Here is a 24991-nt window from a genome sequence, read left to right on the forward strand (position 1 = left end):
AAACAATTTTAAACAACAAATCTCTCTAGCAAAGTTATAGGAAAAATGACAGAAAAATTTCTCCATGGTGTGAACGTTATTGAAATAACTGCAGGACCAAAAACAATCAGAACAAGTAAATCATCAGTAATTGGTATTATTGGAACTGCGCCTGAAGCCGATGAAGAAAAATTTCCACTAAATAAACCAGTTCTTATAGCTGGAAGCCTAAAAGAAGCAGCAAAACTTGGGAAAAAAGGAACACTTCCATCTGCAATAAGCTCAATCTTTTCACAAATTGGTGCGACAGTTGTAGTGATTCGCATTGAAGAAGGTGAAAATAGTGATACGAAGCTAAAAGAAGATGAAACAGTTAAAAATATCATCGGTGGAGTTGATCAAGAAACTGGAGAATATCAAGGGATAGAGGCTTTCCTCAGCAGTGAGAGTATAATACATGTTGCCCCAAGAATCCTGATTAGCGCCGGTTTCACTCATCAATTGCCTGAAACAGAATCAAGCGAAGAAAAGCCCAAAAATCCAGTGGTTGCAGCATTAATCCCGGTAGCAGAGAAGCTGAGAGCTATAATAGTTGCAGATGGTCCCAATACCAATGATGAAGAAGCAATCAAATGGCGAAAAAGTATTGGTAGTTCTCGTGTTTATGTGGTTGATCCATGGGTGAAAGTGTTCGTTGATGGAAAGGAAGAGATATTGCCACCAAGTCCATTTGTTGCAGGTTTAATTGCTAAAGTAGATAATGAACATGGATTCTGGTGGTCACCCTCAAACCAAGAGATTAATGGTATTGTTGGAACTAGTCGTCCTGTTGACTTTACACTCGGTGATGCAAATTGTCGTGCTAATTATTTAAATGAAAATGAAGTTGCAACAATTATTCATCAAAAGGGTTATCGTTTATGGGGAAATAGAACATGTTCAAGTGATGATAAATGGGCTTTTTTATCGGTGAGACGCACTGCAGACCTTATTAACGATAGTCTACTCAGAGCACATCTTTGGGCAGTTGATCGTAATATTACTAAAACTTATATAGATGATGTCGTTGAAAGCGTTAATTCGTACTTAGCAAATTTGAAAGCACAAGGAGCTATTCTTGATGGTAAATGCTATGCATCACCAGACCTCAATACTCCAGCAAATATTGCCAGTGGAAAAGTGTATTTTGACTTTGAGTTTACACCACCATACCCTGCTGAGCAGATCATTTTCAGGTCTCATTTAGTGAATAATAAAATAGTTTAATTTAACTTTCCAAATAAAATCTTTTCAATATTAATATATCGGAGAAAACGTGTTACCGAAAATCTTAAAGAACTTTAATGTATTCGTTGATGGGCGTGGTTATGCAGGTCGTATTGATGAGATAACTCTTCCAAAGCTTACCATAAAAACAGAGGAATACCGCGCAGGAGGCATGGATATACCTGTTAGCATTGATATGGGGATGGAAAAGCTTGAAGCGGACTTTACTTTTTCTGAATATGATTCAGAGCTGTTCAGACTCTTTGGTTTGATAAATGGCAACTCTGTTTCCCTGACGCTTCGAGGAGGTCTTCAAGGTAGTGGTATCAATAATATCGAAGGAGTAATTATTAATCTCAGGGGAATATTTAAAGAGTTTGACTTTGGTAGTTGGAAGCCTGGAGAGAAAGCTACATTAAAATGTTCCGTTGCTGCTCACTATTATAAATTAACCATTAGTGGCAATGAACTCATCGAAATTGATGCCGAGAATATGATTCGGAGAATTAACGGTATTGATCAAATGGCTCTATTACAAACGGTACTTGGAATCTAAAACTTATTTGAAATTTTATTTTTTTTAGGAGAAAAAACTTATGCAAACAATAACACTAAACAACCCTATCACAGTTGATGGAATTTCTGTTTCAGAACTTACTATTAGACGCCCAAAAGTTAGAGATTATTTAGCAATGGAACGTATTAGTGGTAGTGATCTGAGTAAGGAAGTGGCATTAACTGCAAATTTAACATCTGTCACGAAAGAAGCAGTCGAAGAATTGGATATTGCCGATTATGCTAAAGTACAGGAGGTATTAAAGGATTTTTTTTCACCAGTTATCCAAAAAACTTGAGATTAGAAGTAATGGAGCTCAGTTCTCTTGTAGGTGGGGGAATTGAGCCATTGCTTGAAATGGAAATTAGTGAATTTATCTTATGGCATGAAACAGCGAGGAAAGTGAAATGTCAACGTTATCTATAAAGATAGGAGCAGTTTTAGATGGTAGTTTTAATGCTGTAATAAAAGGAAGTAGCGGGCAACTTTCTCGTCTTGGTGGTAATATAAAGCAGCTTAATTCATCGTTGAAGTCAGTAACTGGATTCAGGCAATTAGGTCGCGATGTTTTGGCTAGCAAGCACTCCTGGAAAGATTTTGATAGACAAGCAAAAACCTTAGCTCAAAAAATAAAAGCAGCAGAAAAACCAAGTAAAGAATTAAAGGTTGCATTTGATAAAGCTAAAGCTTCCGCAGCAAAAACAAAGAATACTTTCCTAAAGAAAAGAGAAGCCTTACATGCAATGAGTAAGGAAATAAAGAATAGTGGTAGAACTATTAAATCTTTTATAAATGATCAGTATAAACTTGAGGCATCGATCAGCAAGGTAAGAAGTCAATATAATAGACTTGGGTCTGCAATACATAAGCAACAAAAAGCTTCAGCAAATAGAGCTCACTTTAGATCACAAATAATAGAAACTGTGGGGCTAGGATTAGCACTCGCATCTCCGATTAAGGTTGCTATTGACTTTGAGAGTGCCATGGCTGATGTGAAGAAAGTGGTAGAATTTAATAAAGAAACAAAAGAAGCTGATGAATTTGCACAAAAGTTAAAGGAAATGTCGCGTACTATACCGCTATCTGCAACAGAATTAGCTCAAATAGCTGCAAGTGGAGGGCAACTTGGTATTCCAAAAGGTGACCTTTTTAAATTTACAGAAACAGTGGCAAAAATGTCAACTGCTTTTGATATGTCTGCAGAACAAGCAGGTGATTCTATAGCCAAACTTGCTAATGTTTACGATATTAAAGTTAGTGAAATGGAACATGTTGGTAATGTGATTAACCACCTGTCAGATAACACTGCTGCTAAAGCGAGAGATATGGTACAAGCATTAGGCATAGTTGGTGGTACTGCAAAGCAATTTGGATTAAAATTTGAAGAAACAAGCAGCTTAGTAAATGCTTTCATTAGTTTGGGTAAACAACCAGCAAAAGCAGCAACTGCGATAAACGCTCTACTTTCAAAACTTCAGACTGCTGAAGGGCAAGGACAAGAGTTTAAAGCAGCACTAGAGGACATAGGTATAACTGCAGAAGAAATGGCACAAAGAATTGGTGAAAATGGCCAAGAAGCATTACTTTACTTTTTTGAAACATTGGAAAAAGTAGATAACCAAGAACGCTCTAAAATTCTTATGAAGCTATTTGGCCAAGAATACCAAGATGATATTGCACTGCTGGTGGGAAGCTTAAAAAAATATAAAGAAGCCATAACTCATTTAGCTGACAAAGAAAAGTATAAAAAATCTATGGAGAAAGAATTCGAAAATCGCGCAAAGACGACAGCCAATAACTTACGGCTACTAAGAAATACAATAGCAGAGCTAGGAATGAACTTAGGCTCAGTAATGCTACCTCCTTTAAATTGGATAAGTGAAGTTTTGAGGTCTGTATCCACAGGTATAGCTTGGTTTGCAGAGAAGTGTCCAATTATTACTACTGGAATCATGAGCATAATTTCACTTTTGATTCTTGGTAAGATTGCGATGGTGAGTTTTGGTTATGCAATTGCTCTTGTTAAAGGTGGAGCTGCAACTTTATCAGTTATTTTGCATGGACCGCTTGGATCAGCACTAGTGGCATTATCATCATATGTGATTCCTGCGGTAGTTACAGGCTTCAGAGTATTAACAGCAGCAATGATCAGTAATCCCATAGGAGCTGTTGTTGCTTTACTTGCAACCGGTGCAATTCTCGTAATTAGTAATTGGGAAAAAGTGAAAGACTTCTTTGCTGGTCTTTGGGAATATATAAAATCGATAATAAAACCAATCGGTGAAGCTTTCTCATGGCTTGGAAGTACAGTTAGTAGTATATTTGGCGGGGTTTCTGAAAATAGCCCAATAAAAGAATTAGAGAAAAGTGTTGTTCCACTCACCGATGGAAAAGTTGTCAGTGCCCTCTCTCAAAATAGCGTGTTGAATAACGGAAACCCTTTATTAAGTAATAGTGTGCTGAAAGAAATTTCTCAAAATAGCTGGAATAACGTTGAAGGGTTTAAAATAAAACATTCTATTGAAGAACATAAAAAGACTGTAGGAAATGAAGAAAAAGATAAGGAACCAAGGGAGTATTTTAAAAACAAATGTGAGAATAAAACTTTCAATCAAACTCAACACAATTATTTCAACATAAGTGTACAAACAGCACCAAATCAGGACATTCGTAGTCTTGCTGATGAAGTGATAAAAAGAATAAGAGAGAAGTCACGTGATGTACTTTTTGATGCTCCGGAAACCTTCTGCTAATGTTATCGTTTGGTCCATATAAATTTACTCCAACAAGCTTAAAATATAACAAAGAAAACCGTTGGAGTGTTATTGAATGTATAGGTAAAATCCCATCGCTTCAAAACATTGGTCAAGGAGTGGAAAATGTAGACTTAGAGGGTACTATTTACCTTCATAATTTTAATGGACAAAACCAACTAAAGAATATGAAAGAAGTGGAAAAAGATCAGGAAAAACATACTTTAGTGGATAGTTCAGGCAATGTTTTGGGGCAATTTGTGATTACACGATTAGAAGAAAAGCAGATGTATTTTTTTCCCAATGGACTACCAAAAAAAGTTGAATTTAGTGTGAGTTTGAAAAGGTATTCATGACGACGTACTACACTACAAAAGAAAATGAAATGCTGGACTTTATTTGCTGGAAACATTATGGCTCAACTGAGGGAGGAATAGTAGAATTAGTGCTAGAAATCAATACAGGGCTTGCTGAATATGGTAGCTTTTTGCCAGCGGGATTGAAGATTAAATTGCCTGAAGTTCAACAACCATTAAAAAAATCAACTTTGAAAATTTGGGACAAATAAATGAAACCAGACTTTTACATCGAAGGAAGCGAACAAATAAAGAACAATCTAATATCATTACGTCTTACTGACGAATCAGGGACTATAGATGACATAGTTGAGATATGTGTGGATTATAAAGATGAAAGTGTAAAGATTCCTGATGAATTAAATATTTCCTTGGGTTACAGGGAAAGAGGAGTAGTACATATGGGCATATATACAATTAATGAGGTTACAATACAGAGCCCGCCTAAAACCCTTCTAATCAAAGCCCATGCAACAAATTTAAAATTATCGCTAAAAGAGACAGTATCTAAATCATGGGATCAAATTACTTTGGGTAACTTAGTGAAAGAAATAGCAGAAAAACATGGATATGGATATAAAGTTGCAGAAGAATTTGAAAATGTGCTAATTTCACATATTAATCAAATTGAAGAAAGTGATATTAGCTTGCTCACAAAAATAGCAATAGAACGTGAAGCAATAGCAAAGCTAGCTGGCGGGTATATAGTATTTGTTCCAAAAGGTAAAGCAAAGTTAGCAACAGGAAAAGTGCTGGGGACAACAACAATTACACCTCAAGACGTAATAAATTGGAAAGTACACTTTACCGTTAGTAGATATAACTCAGTGATTGCGAAATGGCATAGTTATGACAGTGGAAAAACAACATCAGAAACAGCAGGCTCTGGTAGCCCAAGTTATACTATACAGACACCTTACTCAAATGCAGAATCAGCGCTAAGTGCAGCTACAGCAAAGCTTAAACAACTAAAGCGAAATAATGCAACATTAGATATTACTATGCCTGGTAATCCAGAGTTACTTGCAGAGGCTAAACTCAGTTTACTAGGATTTCATCAAGACATAGATGGTGAATGGGTAATTGACAGAGCAGAGCATGTGTTAGATGGTTCTGGTTATCGCACCACATTATCTGCTTCCATAAGTAAATGAAAGCGATGTTAGGAGAAAATTAAGTGAATTATCTATTTAATATTGGAAAAAATGTCACACATGAACAAGTTAGATCAGAATACAAAAGATAAGCTACATTTCTGGTGGTTTATAGTAGCAGTAATATGTGTTATTATCACCTACTACTGGATGAAAAGCAGAGCTACCAGTAATTATGAAGAGGTACTAAAGGTTGCTTCTAAGAGCTGTAACCTGGCAGTTATAGAATTTTCAGTGAAAAATCTCTTAGATGTTAATGCACGAATTCCAGAATTAACAGCGCTACATTATGCATCGGGAGCAGGATGCTTAGAGGTTGTTAAATTTTTAACAAAGGAAGGAGCAGATATAAATGCTGCAAAATATGAAAGGTGGACAGCATTACATTCTGCTGCATATAAAGGAAATTTGGAAATAATTAGTTTTTTATTAGAAAAGGGTGCAAATCCTAAAATTAGAAGTAAAGATGGAAAAAATCCTAGAGACGTAGCTGTACTAAGATCGCGGCACAATAAGGATAAGCCGTATGACGAAATAATAAAGCTACTTGCAAACGCGGAAGACAAGTTCCAAGCCAATTAGTAACTATTTTTAGAAAAATATAAAATACTTAACCATAAAGCTTCAAACTTTACCAGACATGAAAAACCAAAACACAGGGAAAATCCCAATTACAGTAATTATTACAATAACACTACAAACAGTAGCAGCAATCTGGTGGCTTGCCAAGCTTGATTTGCGTGTGCATATGCATGACAAGCTTATAGAACAGAATAGTAGATTAAAAGAAATAGTCTATCGCCTGGAAGAGAGAGTAAAGAACCTCACCGAAGAAATTGATGAACTTGAAAATCAACTTTTCAGGCCAAAATAATAGGTAACAACTTAATTCAAAACTATTTTTGTGAATGACAAAATACATTTTATCTGTTGACGGAGGTGGCATTAGAGGGATCATTCCTGCCATTATTCTTGCAGAAATAGAGCAAAGAACAGGAAAGCCTATTTCAGAAATTTTTGACTTAATGGCTGGTACTTCCACAGGTGGAATAGTTGTTGCAGGGCTCTGTAAAAAGGATAATACAGGAAACCCTCAATACTCAGCAAGTGATTTAGTTGATCTTTATAAAGAGTACGGACCTTACATTTTTAAATCTTCATTTTTAAGAAGGTCAATATTTTCATGGTTAAACGGTGCTCAGTATCCATATCAAAATATAGAGAACATACTACACAAGTATTTTGGTGACGCCACTCTTGCAGACGCTTCAAACAACTTATTACTCACTAGCTACGATATTCGTAACAACTGTCCTTTCTTTTTTAAGAATTGGAAAGAAGATAGAAAATTCATTAAATTAAAGGACGCATTAAGAGCAACAACTGCCGCTCCTACTTACTTTGCTCCAAAATATCTAAAAATTAATGAGGTAGAAAGAATCTTAATTGATGGAGGAGTTTTTTCAAATAACCCTGCGGCATGTGCATATGCAAGTGCAAAAAGACTATTTCCAAATGACGATATAGTACTTCTGTCCATTGGCAGTGGTAGATTAAATAGCAACATAAATAATTCAAAAAAATTAGGAAAAATAGGATGGATAAAACCTTTAATAAACGTGATGTTTGCCTCTGGACTTGACTGTGTTAACTATCAATTAAGTCAGATTATTGAAAACAACTATATAAGGATTCAATCACAACTCACAATCGCATCTGTTGAAATGGACAATGCTACACATAAAAATATAAAACGCCTACGAAATGAAGCTCAAGCTATGATTAAATGTAATCACGAAGTAATTGATAAATTCTGTACATATTTTCTCTCTAAATAGCAAGCTTTCCCAAATTGATAAAGTTTACTATTATACGTTTTTTGGATTTAGAAGTGTCATTACCATAAGAATTTCTTTTTTAATTGAAAAAGTTTTTAATATATGGTATAATAAAGTTAATTTAGGATATGGATATTATATATGAGTATTGCAGTAAATCTCGATGAAGAGTTAGTTAAGTCAGCACAATCTCACTCTACTTTACAGAGTCGCTCTGTGCAACAGCAAATTGAATATTGGGCTAAGGTTGGTAAGGTTGTTGAAGAAAATCCTGAGTTAAGCTACAGTATAATTAAAGAAATTTTATTAGGTCTTGAAGATGTCAAAGCAGGGAATGTTGAGGAATATAAACCTATTTAGCTGTGAAAGTTCTTATAACTAATGCTTTTAAACGGTCAATGAAGAAATTGCATAGTAATCAATTACCTAAGCTTGAAGAAGCTATAAAACAAATTCAAAATCACCCATATATCGGAGAGCAAAAAGTAGGTGATCTTGCTGGTATTTATGTATATAAGTTCTTTATTTTTAATCAATTAATTTTACTTGCTTACCTTTATAATGAGCAAAATAATGAATTAACACTTTTTGCACTTGCCCCACATGAAAATTTTTATAGAGACTTGAAGAAGCAAATTAAAGATATCACTTAGCTCTATAAAAAAACATACAATTATAATTCAGTAGGTACATTCTAAAAACTAAATCTTTATAATGAGATAGCTAGTTGCCTCGTCTATATTTCCTGCATTAACTGCAAAAATTCCAATCATCACTTTCCACAATTATTAAGCTGATTAAATTTGTTGCCTGGTTATCAATGAGTAGAATCGCTCTTGGCTTACAATATGCATACAAAAACATTGACTCCTTGGAATTTCTCATGTTTTAAGTAGCCTATTACTCACCTATTAAATAGTAGCTGCCCTTTTTCTTAAAAAGCTTGAAAGACGAATGCATTAAAAAAGTGGGCCAACTTCTTGCTTTTTATTTCTTCATAACCGAAATGTCTCCAGTAAGAAGCTCATTTAATTCCATAACAAAGATATTTTGTAGCATGATAGCTTGAGTTATTTTTTTATCCATTTTATGATTATTAAATACCTCACTATTCCTATTCAAAACCTAACATCTTAGTTGCAATATTAAGAAAATGAACTTACATACCTAATCTTAACGTATTAGATATATATTATAATATCTTCATATAGCTTAATATTTAATTAATTACGCAATCATTAGTTGTAAAAATAGCTTGCACCTAGTGTAAAAATGGAATATACTAAAAATAGCAACAAGTAAACATATCATTTTTGCCTGTTGTTGAAGAGACCAAATTTTTGGAAGTGACACATTTTTTGTGAGGTTGATGTGAATATCGGCAGGTCTTTGAGCCTAATACATAATAAAATTGATAGGTGTAGAAAATTTAAGCCTTACCTCTATCTATTCACCACTAGTTGGTTAGGAGCTTTTCTCCTTCGTCTTGCTGCTAAACATGGTTATAAAGACATGTTGCAATTCTTTATTGAAAATTTTGCAGATGTAAACGCGCGTGGTGTTAATCGTAATACTGCTTTACATTGTGCTGCTAGAAATGGCCATAAGGATGTTGTCAAACTTCTGCTGATTAGTGGTGCAAACATTAATGCTATGAGTAATAAAGGCTCTACACCATTGCATTACTCTGTAAAACGAGGTTTAGAAAGAATAGCTGAAATTCTTCTTGAAAATAAGGCAAATCCTAACCTTGAAGATGTAGATGGGTGTACTCCTTTGTATCTAGCTATAAAGGCTAAGAGCGATGAAATGGTAAAAATGCTTCTTAGACGTGGTGGTAGTGTTCATGTTATCGATAATAATTGTAATACACCTCTACATGCAGCAGTCGATTGTGATTATGAAACAGCGGTAAGTGTACTTTTAAAAAATGGTGCATATGTAAACGCAACTGATAAGTATGACTGTACACCTCTGCATATAGCTGTAATGAGAAAAAATATCGCAATTACCACAATTTTGTTGAAACATGGGGCAAACGTTCATCTAGAAACTTCAGGACATACAGCATTAGAGATGGCTAAGGCTAATAATAGCAAAAAGATTGTTGAATTACTTATGGAATATGGAGCTGAATTAAAGCGGGGGAAGTTATGGTAAAGAAAATAAGAGCAAATGACGATAATGTCAAAAAGGAGTTGTTGAGCATTGTTAAAAGTGCAATTAGGGAAAATGGTTTGACCCAGAAAGAGGCTGCGAAAGTGCTCGAGACCGATCAACCAAAAATGTCTGCAATTGTAAATTTGAGAACAAAAGGACTAAGCCTAGAAAAGATTTTCATGTTCTTATCTCTATTGGGTTATGAAGTGGAAATTGTAGTGAGAAAAACTAATTTGAATTAATGTGGGGGTAATGTTATGACAAATCAAGAATTAAGGCAAAAAATTAAGCACCATAACGTGTTGTACTATCAAGAAAATAATCCTGAAATTACAGATGCTGAATATGATGAACTTAAGAAAAGAGCAACTGAAATAGGGGTGGATACACAGGTTGGGTGTGATCCAGATAGAAGGTTTGCCAAGGTAAGGCACGCTGAGCCAATGTTATCGCTTAATAATGCATATAATCAGAAGGATATAGAAGAATTTCTAGCTAGGGTAAAAAAATCCCTAAACATTGGCAAGCTAGAAATCATATGTGAATTGAAGATTGATGGCCTCTCGTTTTCTGCTGTATATGAAGATGGTGCTCTCATTCAAGCAGCAACTAGGGGAAATGGGAGCGAAGGTGAGGATATCACTAGTAACATAATGACAATAGAAGGTTTTCCAAAAGTTTTGCCTGGTGTTAAAGGCAGACTGGAGGTGAGAGGGGAAGTATACATCAGCAACAGTGATTTTATTGAGTTAAACAAAAATAATGACTTCGCAAATCCTAGAAATGCTGCTGCAGGTTCATTAAGGCAACTAAATCCTGAAGTTACAGCAAGCAGGCCATTGAAGTACTTTGCGTATTGTTTAATTGGTGGAACAGCAGTAACCCAATTTGAGGTGTTAAATAGGTTAGAAGAGCTGGGTTTTTGTGTTAACGAACATCGATTTTTAGCGAAGAATTTAGATGAAATGCTGCAATTCTACGATAAGATCTATAGTAAGCGCTGTAACCTAAACTATGATATTGATGGCATAGTATATAAGCTTAACAACTTAGAATTGCATAATAGATTAGGAAGCACTAACACATTTCCTAGATGGGCAATAGCACACAAGTTTCCTGCAGCACGCGGTAAAACTAAACTCAAAAGAATAATCGTACAAGTCGGAAGAACGGGTCTGCTCACTCCAGTCGCTGAATTAGAGGCGATAAATGTAGGTGGTGTTCTTATCAGTAGAGCAAGCCTGCATAACTATGATGAGATAATACGTAAAGATATACGAGAGGGAGACATTGTTGTAGTTGCAAGAGCTGGTGATGTTATTCCTCATATAGTTGAAGTAGATAGAAGCTCTCGTCTCCCAAATACACCTAAATTTGTATTCCCTAAAACTTGCCCTGAATGTGGCAGTAGAGTAGAAAAAGTTGATGAAGAAGCAGCTATAAGGTGTTCAGGTGTTACTTGCAAAGCTCAGCTTATTGAAAGATTGAAGCACTTTGTCTCCAAGGAGGCCTTTGATATTACTGGATTTTCGGATAAGCATGTAGAATCTTTCCATAACCTTGGCCTTATTGAGCAAATTTCAGATATTTTTACGTTAGAAAAGCAACTGAGTCAATTCAACTTACAAGAACATCATGGTTGGGGTAAAAAATCCATAGCCAACTTGTTAAACTCTATTAACAGCAGAAGAACAATAAGTCTTGATAGATTCATACATTCTCTGGGTATTAGATTTGTTGGCCAACATGTGGCAAAGTTGCTTGCGAATCACTATGTTTCATTCGAAAACCTAATGGCCAAATTGTCAAATAATCAAGTCTTCCATGAGTTACTGCATATTGATGGAATAGGTGAAAAAATTGCAGAATCGATAAGCCTATTCTTTTCAGAGCAGCATAATATTGAAATGTTGAACGAACTTGCATCTCATCTCAAAATTCTTCCAGTTGATAACAATAAACGTAGTGCAGCTATAAGCGGTAAGGTGGTTGTTTTTACTGGTACACTTTTAACCCTGAGTAGAGCTGAAGCAAAAAAACAAGCTGAGTCCCTGGGTGCAAAAGTTGCTTCTGATGTATCTCGTAGTACTGACCTGTTGGTTGTTGGAGATAAACCTGGATCAAAGTACAAAAAAGCACTTACATTAGGTATTAAGATTTTAAATGAAAAACAGTGGTGCGAAATGATAGGCCTCAGTGTTTGATACTGTTATAGGTTGCCATTAATATCTCTTATAATATTTCTTACTAGCACAACTTTCTCATAGTTTATGGTATTTTTCCAATAATTTATAATAGATTTATATAAAGTTTCTGCTAACCTTATGCGAATTCTAATATAATAATAATAAGATGAATGGAAATATTGTATATTACTAAAGCTCATACAAAAGAAACACTGATACAAATGATAAATAAAGCAATAGATGATAATAAATGGAGCAGTAAAGAAACAGCACATATATTACAGACAGCTCTCTCGGACATTTCATGCATTAGAAGGTCAAAAGCTGCAAGTTTTTCATTAGCGAGACTTTTAACTTTTTTAGTGAGATTAGATTGCAGGGTAACAATTTCAATTAATAGTAAAGAGACTATAAAGCAAATTGAGTATTTTGAGCTTGCAGCGACTTCTGTCTTAACATAAAACCATGCAAAATTGATGTGTTGGATACATTACAATTTTAAGGGCAGTTATAGAAGCACTTATACGAGGGTATAGTTTTATACCACCTGAGCCCAAATCGACGTTCTAAGCTAATATGAGACAGACATTCTAAAACTTAACACTCTTAATACTCTAAGTTTAATGCATTGCTACTATTGTTAAGGGAATCACAACCAAAAGCAAACTTATATTTTAAATATTGAATATTTTGCATTAATGATGTATTATTGTTAATAATTTTGGAGCTTTTTTGTATGCCATTTTCTAAATTTTTAGATCCAAAAAAACGATTTAACTTTTGTGCGACGTGAAAAGTCGCTTATTAAATTGTTTAGCAGGTCACCCTGACTAAACCGAGTGTTTTGCTACTCGTACCCTACTAGGCTGTACAAGTACAGTAATGTCTTGTGCAAAGCGTCTAGGACAACGTGCCCGCCTGAAAAGGAGAAGTTTGATCTGCGAAGAGAGGACAATGCTGTGAGTGTCAATATGGCACGGGTGCTAGGGTTGTATGGTATGGATAATGTAAGTGAACGATTATAAGCATCGTTAAGTCGAACAAGCCAAAGACACTGACAGGCTTGAACCAAAAGGTATGTAGCTGGTTGTCAGACTGAACGTATCTGATACGCAAACACGAAAGCTACCGGTGTAGTAGATCGATCCTAACCCGTACGTTGTTTAATAAGTGGAACACGGAAACCCCATATATCTCTGGGTATCTTGATACTTAGTAAGGTTGATCGCGAGAAAGACTGATGGGTATGTGGGATTGGGAGTGTGGAAAAAGTGAATGCTCATCTGTAATGGATGTGATACAGGTTTAAACGTTACCTGGCTCGAAAGGGAACTGACGTCCACAATGGTCATCTTGGACAAGATTGTTTGTAAAACCTTTAAAGAGAGGAAAGCAGATGGTTACAGGTAAAATTGTAAGTGCACCTTTCGGTACTGCCGAGCACTGGAACCAGATTAACTGGTCTCGGTGCAAGAAAAATACAAAAAGGCTACAATCTCGTATTGTTCAGGCAACAAAAGATGGTAGATGGAATAAAGTGAAAGCTTTACAACGTCTCCTCACACGTAGTTTTAGTGCTAAAGCATTAGCAGTTAAACGCGTGACTTCGAATAAAGGAAAATACACATCTGGTGTCGATCGTCAGTTGTGGCAAACACCTTCAGCTAAATCTCAGGGAATTAAAAACCTAAGGCAACATGGATATAGTCCTCAACCTTTGAAACGGATTAATATCCCTAAGCCCACAGGCGGCAAACGACCCCTTAGTATCCCAACGATAAAAGACAGAGCTATGCAAGCCTTATACCTAATGGGACTTGACCCTGTTGCAGAAACAATAGGAGATATACACTCATATGGGTTTAGAAAACATCGCTCAGCGGCCGATGCGGTAAGCCAGGTTTTTCTAACTTTGGCTAGACATGACGCTCCACAATGGATTTTAGAGGCAGATATTAAGAAATGTTTCGATGAAATAGACCATCACTGGCTAGAAAGTACAATTCCAATAGAAAAAGGTATTCTCAAGAAGTGGTTAAAATCTGGGTTTATAGAGAAACAAATGTTCCATTCCACAATAGCAGGAACTCCACAAGGTGGAATTATATCTCCTGTACTTGCTAATCTAACCCTAGACGGTCTTGAAGATGTTTTCATTAAACACTTTGGTAAGAAAGGGACAAAGAAACGCAAGGCAAGTGGTGTGCACCTGATCCGCTATGCCGATGATTTTATAGTAACTGGAAAATCGAAAGAAATTCTTGAAACTAAAGTCAAACGGCTAGTAGAGGTTTTCTTAGGTTATAGGGGGTTAACCTTATCAGCAGGAAAAACTAAGATCACACATATAAAACATGGGTTTGATTTTCTAGGTCAGACAGCGCGTAAGTACAGAACGAAATTAATCATCAAACCTTCAGTAAAAAGCATAAGCAGGCTACTGAAAAGCGTTCGGTGCTTGGTTCGTAAGAGTGGTGCACAAACCCAAGAAAAGGTAATTGAAGTCCTCTCACCTCATATTCGAGGTTGGGCCTATTATCATCGTGGGATATGTGCAAGAAAAGCTTACGAGAAAGTTGACCATGAGATTTTTAAAGCCTTATGGCAATGGTCAAAGCGCAGACATCCTAACAAAGGTAAACGCTGGATCAAAAGGAAGTACTTCAAAGTCATAGAAACCAGAAAATGGTGTTTTGCGGCTTTGACTAAGGATAAAGATACAAACAAATGGAAAGAACTTTTCCAGGCGACAAGTGTATCAATTCGACGCCATAAGAAAGTTAGAGCAGTAGCTAACCCCTATGATAAAGAGTGGTATGCTTACTTTAAAGAACGTCAATCAAAAAAACTTTTCTCTTTGCAGAAATGGTGTAATATGATTAACGTTAGCTCTAAGAAGGGATTTGATATGTCCAAAAGTTCGAAGAAAATTGTAGCCGGTTCTCATCAAAAGGACTTAAGGTGGCTCGAGCCGTATGAGGGAAAACTTTCACGTACGGTTCCTAGAGGAGGGTTCAATGGGCAGGTATCTTAGTCCATTGAATCCTTACTCGTTCAAGCTAATCTTTGGTACTGAGAAAAACCAAAAAATTCTCATTCACTTCCTAAATGACATTCTAGGGTTTACTGAAGAAAATACAATACAAGAAGTAGAGTTCCTCGGTACTATAATGAACCCTGAAATTGCTTCTGACAGGCAAAGCATAGTTGATATTCTATGTAAGGATTCAATTGGTAGAAGATTCGTAGTTGAGATGCAAGTTGCTAGAGATAAAGGCTTTGAAAAACGTGCACAACTTTATGCTGCTAAAGCTTACTCTAGGCAATCATGCAAATACTTTGATTTACAAAAAGTATACTTCATTGCCATTTCTAATTGTAATTTATTTCCTCAAGATGTCTATTATATTTCGACTCATAATATACGTGATATAAAAACCAATGGACACTACTTAAAAGACTTTCAGTTTGTTTTTGTTGAACTGCCTAAGTTTCCTAAAAGCAAGGTAGACCAGCTAGAGACTACAATAGAACGTTGGTGTTTCTTCTTTCGGTATGCAGCGGAAACTACAGACGAAGATCTAAAAAAAATAGCAGAACAGGAACCAATAATAAAGCTAGCGTATGATGAATTGGATAAATCCAGATGGAAAGAAAAGGATCTAGTAGCATATGAAGAGAGGGATATGAATGTCGAAAAAGAAGAGGCTATTCTTGAACAACGGCTTGATGATGCTACTGAAAAAGGTAAAAAAGAAGGTAGAGAAGAAGGTAGAGAAGAAGGCATCCAAATCGGCGAAGAACGAGGCATCCAAATCGGCGAAGAACGAGGTAAAGTTGAAGTAGCAAAGACAATGCTTGCTGATAATGTGGATGTTAACACTATTGCTAAGTTTACCGGCCTTTCCCCTGATGAAATAGAAAAATTACAAGAGAAGATTACTCTTTAGCGCAAGTGCTGTATAAATTAGTGGAGTTTCGCCCGTTCATATCTGCTTAGCAGTTGTTTCACTAGCCTACTTCTTTCATCTACTAAATCAATTGGCTGAATGTACTTTGCTTCAATTTCCTCCATTTCTTTTTCCCGTTCTTTAATGCTATCCTGAATAACTTCAGTTGAATATTTACTTTTTCCGCTTTCAAGTTCTAATTTTAGTCTTCTCACCTTGTACTCTAATTCATTAAATTTTTCATATTTTTTCAGAAGCTCAATCATTCCATTTATTTTAGAGAGTAATTCTTCCTCTTCTATTTTTTCCATAATCATAGAAAGCAGAAACTTATCTATTTCATAATTAGCCTCTGGCCGATTTGCAAACAATTCTATAGGATCCATATTATGCTTACATCCACACAGAAAGCCGTAAAGCCTTATCTTATTTTCAAGGTAATTTTTCATATCCTCCGAAAGATTCGGCTCTTCATAAGCTTTGGATAGTGCCTCATTTAGATAATTCAAATCCATCTTGCTTATTTCTTCAGGCAGCAAAATTGTCAATAAATGCTTCACTAACTCAACATCATTCGATTTGACTGCTTGGTAAAGTGCTTCCCCTTTATTTTCTCTTAAATCGTAGAGCTTTGATGAGTCACCAAGACTAAACAGATAGTTGGTTAACCCACCGCTCTCTACTACAATATTTGCTTCCCTCAGTGAATTTTCATCATCATAGGGTTTAAGCAATTCCCTTTCACTTACTTCTTCTATTGCAACTGCAACCTCACTTAGCTTTTTCAGCCGATCAATATCATTGCTTTCAGTTGCATCTTGTGCATCCTCCAGTACCTGCTGATACAGCTCTTGTTTTCCCTTATTATCTAAGCTTTCACAGTGTTTTTTCACCTCTAGAGGTGTTTGCAATAGTAGGTTCATAATTAATCCTTAAATCCCACTACAATAACTGATTTTCAGCAAAGCTAAAGTAATTTTTTTCTGTCACAATTATATGGTCTATTAGTTCTATTTCCATGCTGCTACATGCAAGTCCTAATATTTTAGTCAAACTTTTATCATGCTGTGAAGGTTTTGCCTCTCCTCCAGGGTGATTGTGAGCTATAACCATTGCGCTTGCTTCTACTAATAAGCCTCTTTTCATTATTTCTCTTGGGTGAAGTGATACTTTATCTAATGTTCCCTCTTGAATATACTCATCAATGATACGAGATTTCTTATCAAAATAAATAACACGAATACTTTCTCTATTTGATTGAGCTATTGTTATTTTTAAGTATTCTATCAATTTTTTCTGATTCTCAACTATTGGCAGTTCTTCCAGGTCTTTTCTGAGCATTCTCTCAATTGTTTCTCTCACACACATAATACTTGCAACTGCCGAATTATTCATGCCAGTTACACTTTTCAGTTCATGAAAGTCAGCGCTAATCACCTTACCAACGCTTTTGAACAGCTCTAATAATTTTTCTGCAATTTCCCTGCTTTCCCCTTTATTGAATGAAGAGTATAAAATAAGCTCAACCAATTCAAGATCAAGTAATGATGACCGGCCTTTGCTTGATAGTACTCTTGTTTCTAGTTCTTTTTTTCTATTGTTTGCGTTTTCACTATTATTCATAAAAATTACCTATTAATTAGCTACTAAAAAATTTCAATTATTGACCTGCATTTTTTGCAAGTCGTGCCATAGGGCCATCAATTTTCCAAAAGATCAAGTCTTTTTTTGAAATTTTTTATAGTTTTATTTGTTAATAAAAATAGTAGATATAATTAATCTTTTAGCAATTATATTAAGGATAAATGCGTTAAAATACAATTTAATGCAATCAATAATAGAATAATTAAATTGACCTAGTGCAATAGGTTAGTATAAAATGGTTATATAAGCTTTTTTGTGGGTTAATATAATGAATAACTATATTACTAACGAAACACATTTTTCACAAACTATACAATTTAACAATATTGAAAAGGTGAAAATAGCCCGAACAGAAAAATCTGTCAAATCAGAAAGAAACTCCTATTTTCTACTTTCTTGAATATAATTTTATGGAGAAGCACTTTTGCAGTTATAACCGAACAACTCACTGGTGCCTTAAGTGCCCGTAAAATAGCATGGTTTTGGGTGGAACGGTCAAATCATTGGTGGAGCCTAATTATGACTACCCCGCTTAGCACCGAACAGAAAAATCTGTCAAATCAGGAAAAAACTCCCAATTTAAGTTTTTAGTAGTTTTTAAGTATAATTATAGGAAGCGCTTCTGCAGTTATAACCGTAATCTTCACTGGTGCCATAAGTGCCCGTCGTTTAGCGTGGTTTTGGAGGAACGGTCAGATCATTGATGGAGTCTTTTAGACTACCTCGGTTAGGAGATTGTATTATCAACCGCCCCAAGCTGAAGCGCTTTACTTATTATAAATTATAGGAGCTATCATGAAAAAAGCCATGAAAAAAGCAAAAAAAAGTAAATTAGAAGTAATGAACCCTAACGCAGCAGGAATAGACATTGGTTCAGCTGTACATTATGTATGTGTGCCAGAGGGAAGAGATGAGCAACGTATACAAAAATTTAGCTGCTTTACAGAAGACCTTCATAATATAGCAAAGTGGTTAAAGAAGTGCAAAGTTACTACAATAGCTATGGAATCAACAGGAGTGTACTGGATTCCTTTGTTCCAAGTACTTGAAACATATGGACTTGAGGTAAAGCTGGCAAATGCAAGACATGTAAAAAATGTGCCAGGAAGAAAGTCAGATGTCCAGGATTGCCAATGGCTTCAACAGCTACATAGTTATGGATTGATTCAAGGATCATTTAGGCCAGATGATCAAATGTGTGTATTACGTGGTTATGTTCGGCAACGTAAAAACCTAATTGAAAATGCATCTACACATATCAATCGTATGCAAAAGGCATTAATACAAATGAATATCCAATTACATAAAGTTATAAGCGATATTACTGGTGTTACAGGAATGCAAATTATTAAAGCAATAGTAGAAGGTGAAAGGAATCCTGAAAAATTAGCTGAATTTAGAAGTGTGAATATGAAGAATGATAAGGCTACTATAGCAAAAGCATTAACAGGCGATTATAGAGAAGAACATTTGTTTGTATTAAAGCAAGAATATGAAACATATAATTTTTTTCAAGAGAAAATAATTGAATGTGATAAAAGTATAGAAAATTATTATAAAACATTGGAAACGAAGTCTGATGAAAGTAAAGAGTTAGGTAGGGAAAAAAATAAGTCTAGAAGAGGCAGACCAAACTTCACTTTGCGTGAAGAATTGTATCGGGTAACTGGTACAGATTTTACCAAAATTCCTGGATTTGATGTGTTAACTGTGCAAACTATTATTTCAGAGGTTGGTATTGATCATAGTAAATGGCGATCAGAAAAGCATTTTACCTCATGGTTGGGACTCAGCCCTGGTAATAAGATTACAGGGGAAAAAGTATTAGGAACAAAAACTCGTAAAGTTATTAACCGCGCTACAAATGCTTTTAGAATGGCTGCTTATTCTGTGGGAGGTAGTAAGAGTGCATTAGGTGCGTATTGTAGGAAATTAAAAAAACGACTAGGACCAATAAAAGCAATTACTGCGACGGCAAGAAAATTAGCATGTATCTTTTATCAAATGTTGAAATACGGGCAGGAGTATGTGGAAAAAGGGATGGAATATTATGAAACATGTTATAAAGAGAGAGTTGTAAAAAACTTGGTCAAGAAGGCACGGGAACTTGGTTATATCTTGATTCAACAAGAAGAACTAATTGAGGGAGTTTCTTAGGAGAAGATTGTATAATCTAACTGTCCCAAGCTGAAGCGCTTCTCAACTACAAATTATTATAGAATGGAGGTTCCAAAATGGCAAAAGTAAAAAGAAAATTAGAGATAATGAATCCTGATGCAGCAGGAATAGACGTTGGCTCATCTGTGCATTATATATGTGTACCTGAAGGAAGGGATAAGCACAGTGTTCAAAAATTCGGGTGCTTTACAGAAGATCTTCATAACATAGCAAAGTGGTTAAAGAAGTGCGAAGTTACTACAATAGCCATGGAATCAACAGGAGTGTACTGGATTCCTTTGTTTCAAATACTTGAATTATATGGGTTCGAAGTAAAACTGGTAAATGCAAGACATGTAAAAAATGTACCTGGAAGGAAATCAGATGTCCAGGATTGCCAATGGCTTCAACAACTACACAGCTATGGGTTGCTCCAAGGATCATTTAGACCAGATGATCAAATGTGCGTATTACGTAGTTATGTAAGACAACGTAAAAATCTAATTGAAAGTTCATCTACACATACTTTGCGTATGCAAAAGGCATTAATACAAATGAATATCCAATTACATAAAGTTATAAGTGATATTACCGGTGTTACTGGAATGCAAATTATTAAAGCAATAATAGAAGGTGAAAGGAACCCTGAAAAACTAGCTGAATTCAGATGTTCGAATATAAAGAATGATAAATCAACTATTGCCAAAGCACTCGCAGGAGATTACAGAGGAGAACACCTATTTACATTAAAGCAAGAATTTGAACTATACAATATTTATCAGGAAAAAATAGTAGAATGTGATAGAAGTATTGAAGAACATTATAAAACATTTGAGACAAAGTCTGGTGAAAAAGAGTTATGTAATAAAATAAAGAATAGGTCTACAAAACATAGGCCAAATTTTGCTGTGCATGAAGAACTGCATAGAATAACAGGTACGGACTTCACTAAAGTTCCAGGGCTTGATGTATTGAGCATACAGACTATAATTTCAGAGACTGGTATAAACCACAATAAATGGCCAACAGAAAAGCACTTCTCTTCCTGGTTAGGGCTAAGCCCCTCTAATAAAATTACAGGAGAAAAAGTATTTAGCACAAGAACTCGTAAGGTTACGAATCGTGCTGCAGATGCTTTTAGAATGGCTGCTCACTGTGTATCAAAAAGCAACAGTGGAATGGGTGCGTATTGCAGAAGATTAAAAACGCAACTAGGAGCCCCAAAAGCAATTACTGCTACAGCAAGGAAAATAGCATGTATCTTTTATAGTATGCTGAAGTATGGACAAGAATATGTGGAAAGAGGCATAGATTATTATAACAAACTATACAAGGAAAAAGCATTGAAAAACCTAGGAAAAAGGGCTAGAGAACTTGGTTATGTTTTGGTAAAAAACGATGAATTAGTTGAGGGAGTTTCTTAGAAGAATTGTTGCAAATAATTAATACAATAATAAGTAAAAATCTTTGGTGCCAAGAACAAGGTGCTCAAATTCTAAAAATAAACCAGCCTATGATTTCTAAAATAAAACACCTAAAAACTCACGTCTTTTCTTTAAACCAAATTTTACTTTTTTTGCTAAGGTTGAATTATAGTATAAAGTTGGTAATAGATAACGAACTACAATTTGCTATAGAAGCACAACCTAGTATTTTGAAAACAAAAATAGCATTGATGTGCTTAATAACTGACATTATTACCAAAAACGGCTGGACACAGAAAAAGGCAGGAGAAACACTAAAAATTGATTAAGCGAAAGTATCTAATATCAAAAGGCTAAAAGTTACTCATTTTTCAATAAAGCTCCTAGTAAATTTTCTGATTCTTTTGGGGTACAAAATAAAGCTAATCTAATAATAGAGAGCAAGTCCTTGTATCTTTGAATAATTTTACATCTTCTAGTTTGAATTCTTGTGTGTACTTTCTTCCATTATACATATTATTATACCTCTTTTAAAAACCTATTTATAAAAATGACCTTCTCTTCACTTTTTTTTGATAAGGTCAATATATTTCTTTAAAAAGATGTTGCTTAATAAATAGATCTGGATATCCTATGCTAACATAAGCATGGTGTTTATACAAAACATCTAGCTTATAGTAAAGTTTTTCACTTATATTATAGGAGTGTATTATGTTAACAAATGCAGAAGAAGATATTAAAATAAAAGAAGCTGTACGTGAAACTTACGGTAAAGTTGCGGAAACAAATACTGCTGGCAAAGATTGTGGTAATACTATGAGTTGTTGTGGAGCACCTTCTGAAACTGATATTGAGTATTCTCGTGAACTAGGATATTCAGAAGAAGAAGCTAAAAGCGTTCCTACAGGTGCTAACATGGGGTTAGGATGTGGTAACCCTGTAGCAATTGCTAGTTTAAAATCAGGTGAAGTAGTTCTTGATCTTGGAAGTGGTGGTGGTTTTGACTGCTTTTTGGCTGCTAAAAGAGTTGGCTCTACAGGTCGTGTTATTGGTGTAGATATGACTCCATCCATGATTAGTAAGTCTCGTCTTAATGCTGAGAAAGGTGGTTACTCTCATGTAGAATTTCGGTTAGGTGAGATAGAGGCCTTACCTGTTGCTGATGCTAGTGTTGATGTGGTAATCTCTAACTGCGTTATCAACTTATCTACTAATAAACCGCAAGTTTTCAAAGAGATTGCTAGAGTATTAAAACCAGGTGGACGTTTATCTGTATCAGATATAGTTGCTACTAACCCTCTACCAGAAGCAATTAAAAAGGACTTAGCACTATATGCAGGTTGTATAGCAGGCGCAATGTCAGTTGGTGAACTTAAACAAGCATTAGTAGATGCGGGCCTTAAAGATATAAATATTCAAGTAAAAGAAGCAAGCCGTACGTTTATTGAGAAATGGACATCTGAGAGTGGTGCTGAAAATTATGTCGCTTCCGCAGTAATAGAAGCTAGGTCTCCAGCTATAGATCTTGCACAGCAACCTTCTAGTGCTCTTTCTTCAACCGATGTTACTAAACATTGTGGAGGATTATGCAAATAAAAATCTTATAAGTTTGTCTTACTTAGAAGATTATATCTTAGTTTATTATGTAGTGACGTTACTGGCATAGGTCTTGATAGTGTGTTTTCATACAATAAAACAACTAGGTTAGTGAGGAGTAATTGTTTTACGAGGAAGTGTTCAAGATGTGCTTACTGAATACTTCCCCTTCTTGATGAACTATTCAAGCAATAATTCGTGTTTGTGACAATTTACGATTTTGAGATAAGTGAGATATTTAAGAAGGAGTAGTCACTAAACTCTGTAATTTTTGAAAGTGGTTGGCTTTGTCTTATAGCTACTTAAGTTTTTCCTGGAGTCAATAATTTTACGCAACTATTTCGTAGGATTTTAGGCAATATTTTACTTCCTTTTTCTATTTTTCTTTACCTTCCTCATAGCTTTTACATGATTTTATTATGCTAGTATTGCTATTTCGATGCTCAATTTTATTAAAATCAGGAGAATAAGGTAAAGAATTTCAGCTTCTGCTCCTTTGGATTGATTTTTTTAGGTTTGTGGAAAGTAGCATTATCAAGAACTACTGTTTATCCAAGACGTAAAATTGGAGTTAAAAGCTCAAGCATTAAAAATATTCATATTACATAAAGATTAGCGGAGCAATTATTTTTCTTTTATTTAACGCTGCAATTATCCTAATCAGCTGCTTTTTTGACCCAGCCTTCAGCCTTTGTATTATCTATGCCAGATTTATCAACATATACAAGATTTCTAGGTTGCCCTAATCTTCAAAAATTCTTCCTATTTTTTCATTTCTTTCTTTATATCCATAGGTCTTTTCTTCACGTGAATCCGATATTTTTAAGTGTACGGTGAATCGTTTATCTACTAATATTGCCCAGAGACTTGCCATTTCTGACTAAGTTTTGCCACCGTATTTTTTTTGCAAATTCAGTAAAAACGTTTTAGTCTGTTATTTTATGATTATATCTCATACTCCATGGCTTTTTTGGCAAAAACCTCCTGTCTCTTCTCGTCTTTTTTTCTACTCATATAAAGTTGTTTTTCCTATCTTAAGCCTTTCAGCCAGCACCTCTCTGCTTCCTTCCTTCATCTATAGTTTCTTGCTTTTTTCCTTAAATCATAACTATACTGGCATCACACTCTCCATATCATGAATCCTTAATATTTTTTAACGCAACAGAAACTCTTATAGTTGTGATTTGCTCTTGAAAAATATTGGTAAAGCAGAACTGGCAAAAAATGTTTTATTGACTAAGTTTACTTTGACACCTATTTTATTAAAATTGACAATATTTTTTTTCTCAAGTTCTCAAAAGGGTAGGTACTAAAATTTAACATTTCATACCATAAAAGCTTAAGGAACATAGCCACTTTCAGCCATTTTACATAACCCCCGTGAGAGCAAGTTTTTCTCGTATACTAACCTCCACCATTCAAGAATTCGAACTTCATCTCTATACTAACGTATCCATTCAGGTGTATGGCTTAAGAAGCAATAGCCAGTAGGTTTTGAAAAGGATTTAACTTCTTTTGCCTCCAAGTCAAGTACATGAATACCTTTTTGATATTAATCAGATTTCTCCATTACCACTACATAGTGTGACGGATATTTTTTATAAGCTCCAGTTACTGCATCAATAGCAAAACCAGGTAACCATAACATATTTAACAAGGTAATCCCATTAAAACTGTCACCTACCATAGTATGCAGTTGTTTATAACCTGATTTTTGACAATCAGCTGACAATGGTCCTGAACCTCGTTGAACAATTACTACTCCAGGATTAGATGTAAGAAAGTTGCTTGCCCCTGATGCAGACTGTATAACACACCTTACTCCTTGAATCAAATTGCCTTCATCATCTGTTACTTTTACTTTGATTCCCTGAGTAGAACCAGAAAATATCGTTGCAAAGCATCCAGTGAGCAAAATCGTCACAGATAATACTAAGCAAACATTACGTAATTTGAAAGACATATTATCTTA

General features: G+C 35.1%; 25 protein-coding genes and 1 pseudogene. 22 read left to right on the forward strand and 4 right to left on the reverse strand.

Going from position 1 to position 24991, the window contains the following annotated elements; all coding sequences use genetic code 11:
* Positions 1-45: 45 nt before the first annotated feature.
* The 18 genes from HF197_RS06990 (at position 46) to HF197_RS07075 (ending at position 16198) form a co-directional block, all read left to right on the forward strand.
* The gene (locus HF197_RS06990; RefSeq protein WP_168464794.1) at positions 46-1245 is read left to right on the forward strand and encodes a phage tail sheath subtilisin-like domain-containing protein; all 1200 of its coding nucleotides are present in this window, start codon (positions 46-48) and stop codon (positions 1243-1245) included.
* A gap of 49 nt (positions 1246-1294) precedes the next feature.
* Entirely contained in the window at positions 1295-1801 is a 507-nt protein-coding gene (locus HF197_RS06995; RefSeq protein WP_168464795.1) for a phage major tail tube protein, read from the forward strand.
* A gap of 40 nt (positions 1802-1841) precedes the next feature.
* Entirely contained in the window at positions 1842-2099 is a 258-nt protein-coding gene (locus HF197_RS07000; RefSeq protein ID WP_168464796.1) for a phage tail assembly protein, read from the forward strand.
* A 109-nt stretch (positions 2100-2208) separates the two neighbouring features.
* Entirely contained in the window at positions 2209-4554 is a 2346-nt protein-coding gene (locus HF197_RS07005) for a phage tail tape measure protein (protein ID WP_168464797.1), read from the forward strand.
* The gene (locus HF197_RS07010) at positions 4554-4910 is read left to right on the forward strand and encodes a phage tail protein (protein ID WP_168464798.1); all 357 of its coding nucleotides are present in this window, start codon (positions 4554-4556) and stop codon (positions 4908-4910) included. Before HF197_RS07005 ends, HF197_RS07010 begins: the two co-directional genes overlap by 1 nt.
* Positions 4907-5122 (forward strand): tail protein X, encoded by a 216-nt coding sequence (locus HF197_RS07015; RefSeq protein ID WP_168464799.1) that lies wholly within the window; start codon positions 4907-4909, stop codon positions 5120-5122. Before HF197_RS07010 ends, HF197_RS07015 begins: the two co-directional genes overlap by 4 nt.
* Complete coding sequence (locus tag HF197_RS07020) at positions 5123-6064, forward strand: phage late control D family protein (RefSeq protein WP_168464800.1); 942 nt, start codon at positions 5123-5125, stop codon at positions 6062-6064. It begins immediately after the preceding gene.
* 60 nt (positions 6065-6124) lie between these two features.
* Positions 6125-6646: an ankyrin repeat domain-containing protein gene (locus tag HF197_RS07025; protein WP_168464801.1), complete on the forward strand. Its 522-nt coding sequence runs from the start codon at positions 6125-6127 to the stop codon at positions 6644-6646.
* Between the two features lie 58 nt (positions 6647-6704).
* Positions 6705-6938 (forward strand): hypothetical protein, encoded by a 234-nt coding sequence (locus HF197_RS07030; protein WP_168464802.1) that lies wholly within the window; start codon positions 6705-6707, stop codon positions 6936-6938.
* 34 nt (positions 6939-6972) lie between these two features.
* The gene (locus HF197_RS07035; RefSeq protein ID WP_168464803.1) at positions 6973-7902 is read left to right on the forward strand and encodes a patatin-like phospholipase family protein; all 930 of its coding nucleotides are present in this window, start codon (positions 6973-6975) and stop codon (positions 7900-7902) included.
* A gap of 141 nt (positions 7903-8043) precedes the next feature.
* A complete protein-coding gene (locus tag HF197_RS07040) occupies positions 8044-8262 on the forward strand; it encodes a TA system antitoxin ParD family protein (protein ID WP_168464804.1) in 219 nt (72 codons plus the stop codon).
* Positions 8263-8264: 2 nt separating this feature from the next.
* Positions 8265-8555 carry a type II toxin-antitoxin system RelE/ParE family toxin gene (locus HF197_RS07045; protein WP_168464805.1) on the forward strand — a complete coding sequence of 97 codons (291 nt, stop codon included), beginning with the start codon at positions 8265-8267 and terminating at the stop codon, positions 8553-8555.
* A 718-nt stretch (positions 8556-9273) separates the two neighbouring features.
* Positions 9274-10062 carry an ankyrin repeat domain-containing protein gene (locus HF197_RS07050; RefSeq protein WP_168464806.1) on the forward strand — a complete coding sequence of 263 codons (789 nt, stop codon included), beginning with the start codon at positions 9274-9276 and terminating at the stop codon, positions 10060-10062.
* Complete coding sequence (locus tag HF197_RS07055) at positions 10056-10304, forward strand: helix-turn-helix domain-containing protein (protein ID WP_168464807.1); 249 nt, start codon at positions 10056-10058, stop codon at positions 10302-10304. Before HF197_RS07050 ends, HF197_RS07055 begins: the two co-directional genes overlap by 7 nt.
* 15 nt (positions 10305-10319) lie before the next feature.
* Positions 10320-12266 (forward strand): NAD-dependent DNA ligase LigA, encoded by a 1947-nt coding sequence (gene ligA / locus HF197_RS07060; protein WP_168464808.1) that lies wholly within the window; start codon positions 10320-10322, stop codon positions 12264-12266.
* A 161-nt stretch (positions 12267-12427) separates the two neighbouring features.
* Entirely contained in the window at positions 12428-12709 is a 282-nt protein-coding gene (locus HF197_RS07065; RefSeq protein ID WP_218938894.1) for an XRE family transcriptional regulator, read from the forward strand.
* A 935-nt stretch (positions 12710-13644) separates the two neighbouring features.
* Entirely contained in the window at positions 13645-15282 is a 1638-nt protein-coding gene (ltrA, locus tag HF197_RS07070; protein WP_168464414.1) for a group II intron reverse transcriptase/maturase, read from the forward strand.
* Positions 15266-16198, forward strand: coding sequence for an Rpn family recombination-promoting nuclease/putative transposase (locus tag HF197_RS07075; protein ID WP_168464810.1), 933 nt, complete (start codon positions 15266-15268; stop codon positions 16196-16198). The genes ltrA and HF197_RS07075 overlap by 17 nt, the downstream gene beginning before the upstream one ends.
* A 17-nt stretch (positions 16199-16215) precedes the next feature.
* On the opposite strand, the gene HF197_RS07080 is transcribed toward HF197_RS07075, so the two are convergent.
* Entirely contained in the window at positions 16216-17121 is a 906-nt protein-coding gene (locus tag HF197_RS07080) for a hypothetical protein (RefSeq protein ID WP_168464811.1), read from the reverse strand.
* 19 nt (positions 17122-17140) lie between these two features.
* Entirely contained in the window at positions 17141-17821 is a 681-nt protein-coding gene (locus HF197_RS07085; RefSeq protein ID WP_168464812.1) for a JAB domain-containing protein, read from the reverse strand.
* 828 nt (positions 17822-18649) lie between these two features.
* Between HF197_RS07085 and HF197_RS07090 the strand changes: the two genes are divergently transcribed.
* From HF197_RS07090 to HF197_RS07105, 4 genes are all read left to right on the forward strand, one after another.
* A complete protein-coding gene (locus HF197_RS07090; protein WP_168464853.1) occupies positions 18650-19999 on the forward strand; it encodes an IS110 family RNA-guided transposase in 1350 nt (449 codons plus the stop codon).
* 77 nt (positions 20000-20076) lie between these two features.
* On the forward strand, positions 20077-21423 hold the full coding sequence (locus tag HF197_RS07095) for an IS110 family RNA-guided transposase (protein WP_168464813.1): 1347 nt from the start codon (positions 20077-20079) through the stop codon (positions 21421-21423).
* An 8-nt stretch (positions 21424-21431) separates the two neighbouring features.
* Entirely contained in the window at positions 21432-21752 is a 321-nt protein-coding gene (locus HF197_RS07100) for a helix-turn-helix domain-containing protein (RefSeq protein ID WP_218938895.1), read from the forward strand.
* 382 nt (positions 21753-22134) lie between these two features.
* Positions 22135-23019, forward strand: coding sequence for an arsenite methyltransferase (locus HF197_RS07105; RefSeq protein ID WP_168464815.1), 885 nt, complete (start codon positions 22135-22137; stop codon positions 23017-23019).
* A gap of 439 nt (positions 23020-23458) precedes the next feature.
* Here HF197_RS07105 and HF197_RS07605 read toward each other — a convergent pair.
* Together HF197_RS07605 and HF197_RS07110 are read right to left on the reverse strand one after the other, a co-directional pair.
* Positions 23459-24132 (reverse strand): annotated as a pseudogene (locus tag HF197_RS07605) (transposase); the annotation flags it as partial.
* A 439-nt stretch (positions 24133-24571) separates the two neighbouring features.
* Positions 24572-24982 (reverse strand): hypothetical protein, encoded by a 411-nt coding sequence (locus HF197_RS07110; RefSeq protein ID WP_168464816.1) that lies wholly within the window; start codon positions 24980-24982, stop codon positions 24572-24574.
* Between the last annotated feature and the right edge of the window lie 9 nt (positions 24983-24991).

Source organism: Wolbachia endosymbiont of Ctenocephalides felis wCfeT (assembly GCF_012277295.1).
In the GTDB taxonomy this organism is placed as follows: domain Bacteria; phylum Pseudomonadota; class Alphaproteobacteria; order Rickettsiales; family Anaplasmataceae; genus Wolbachia.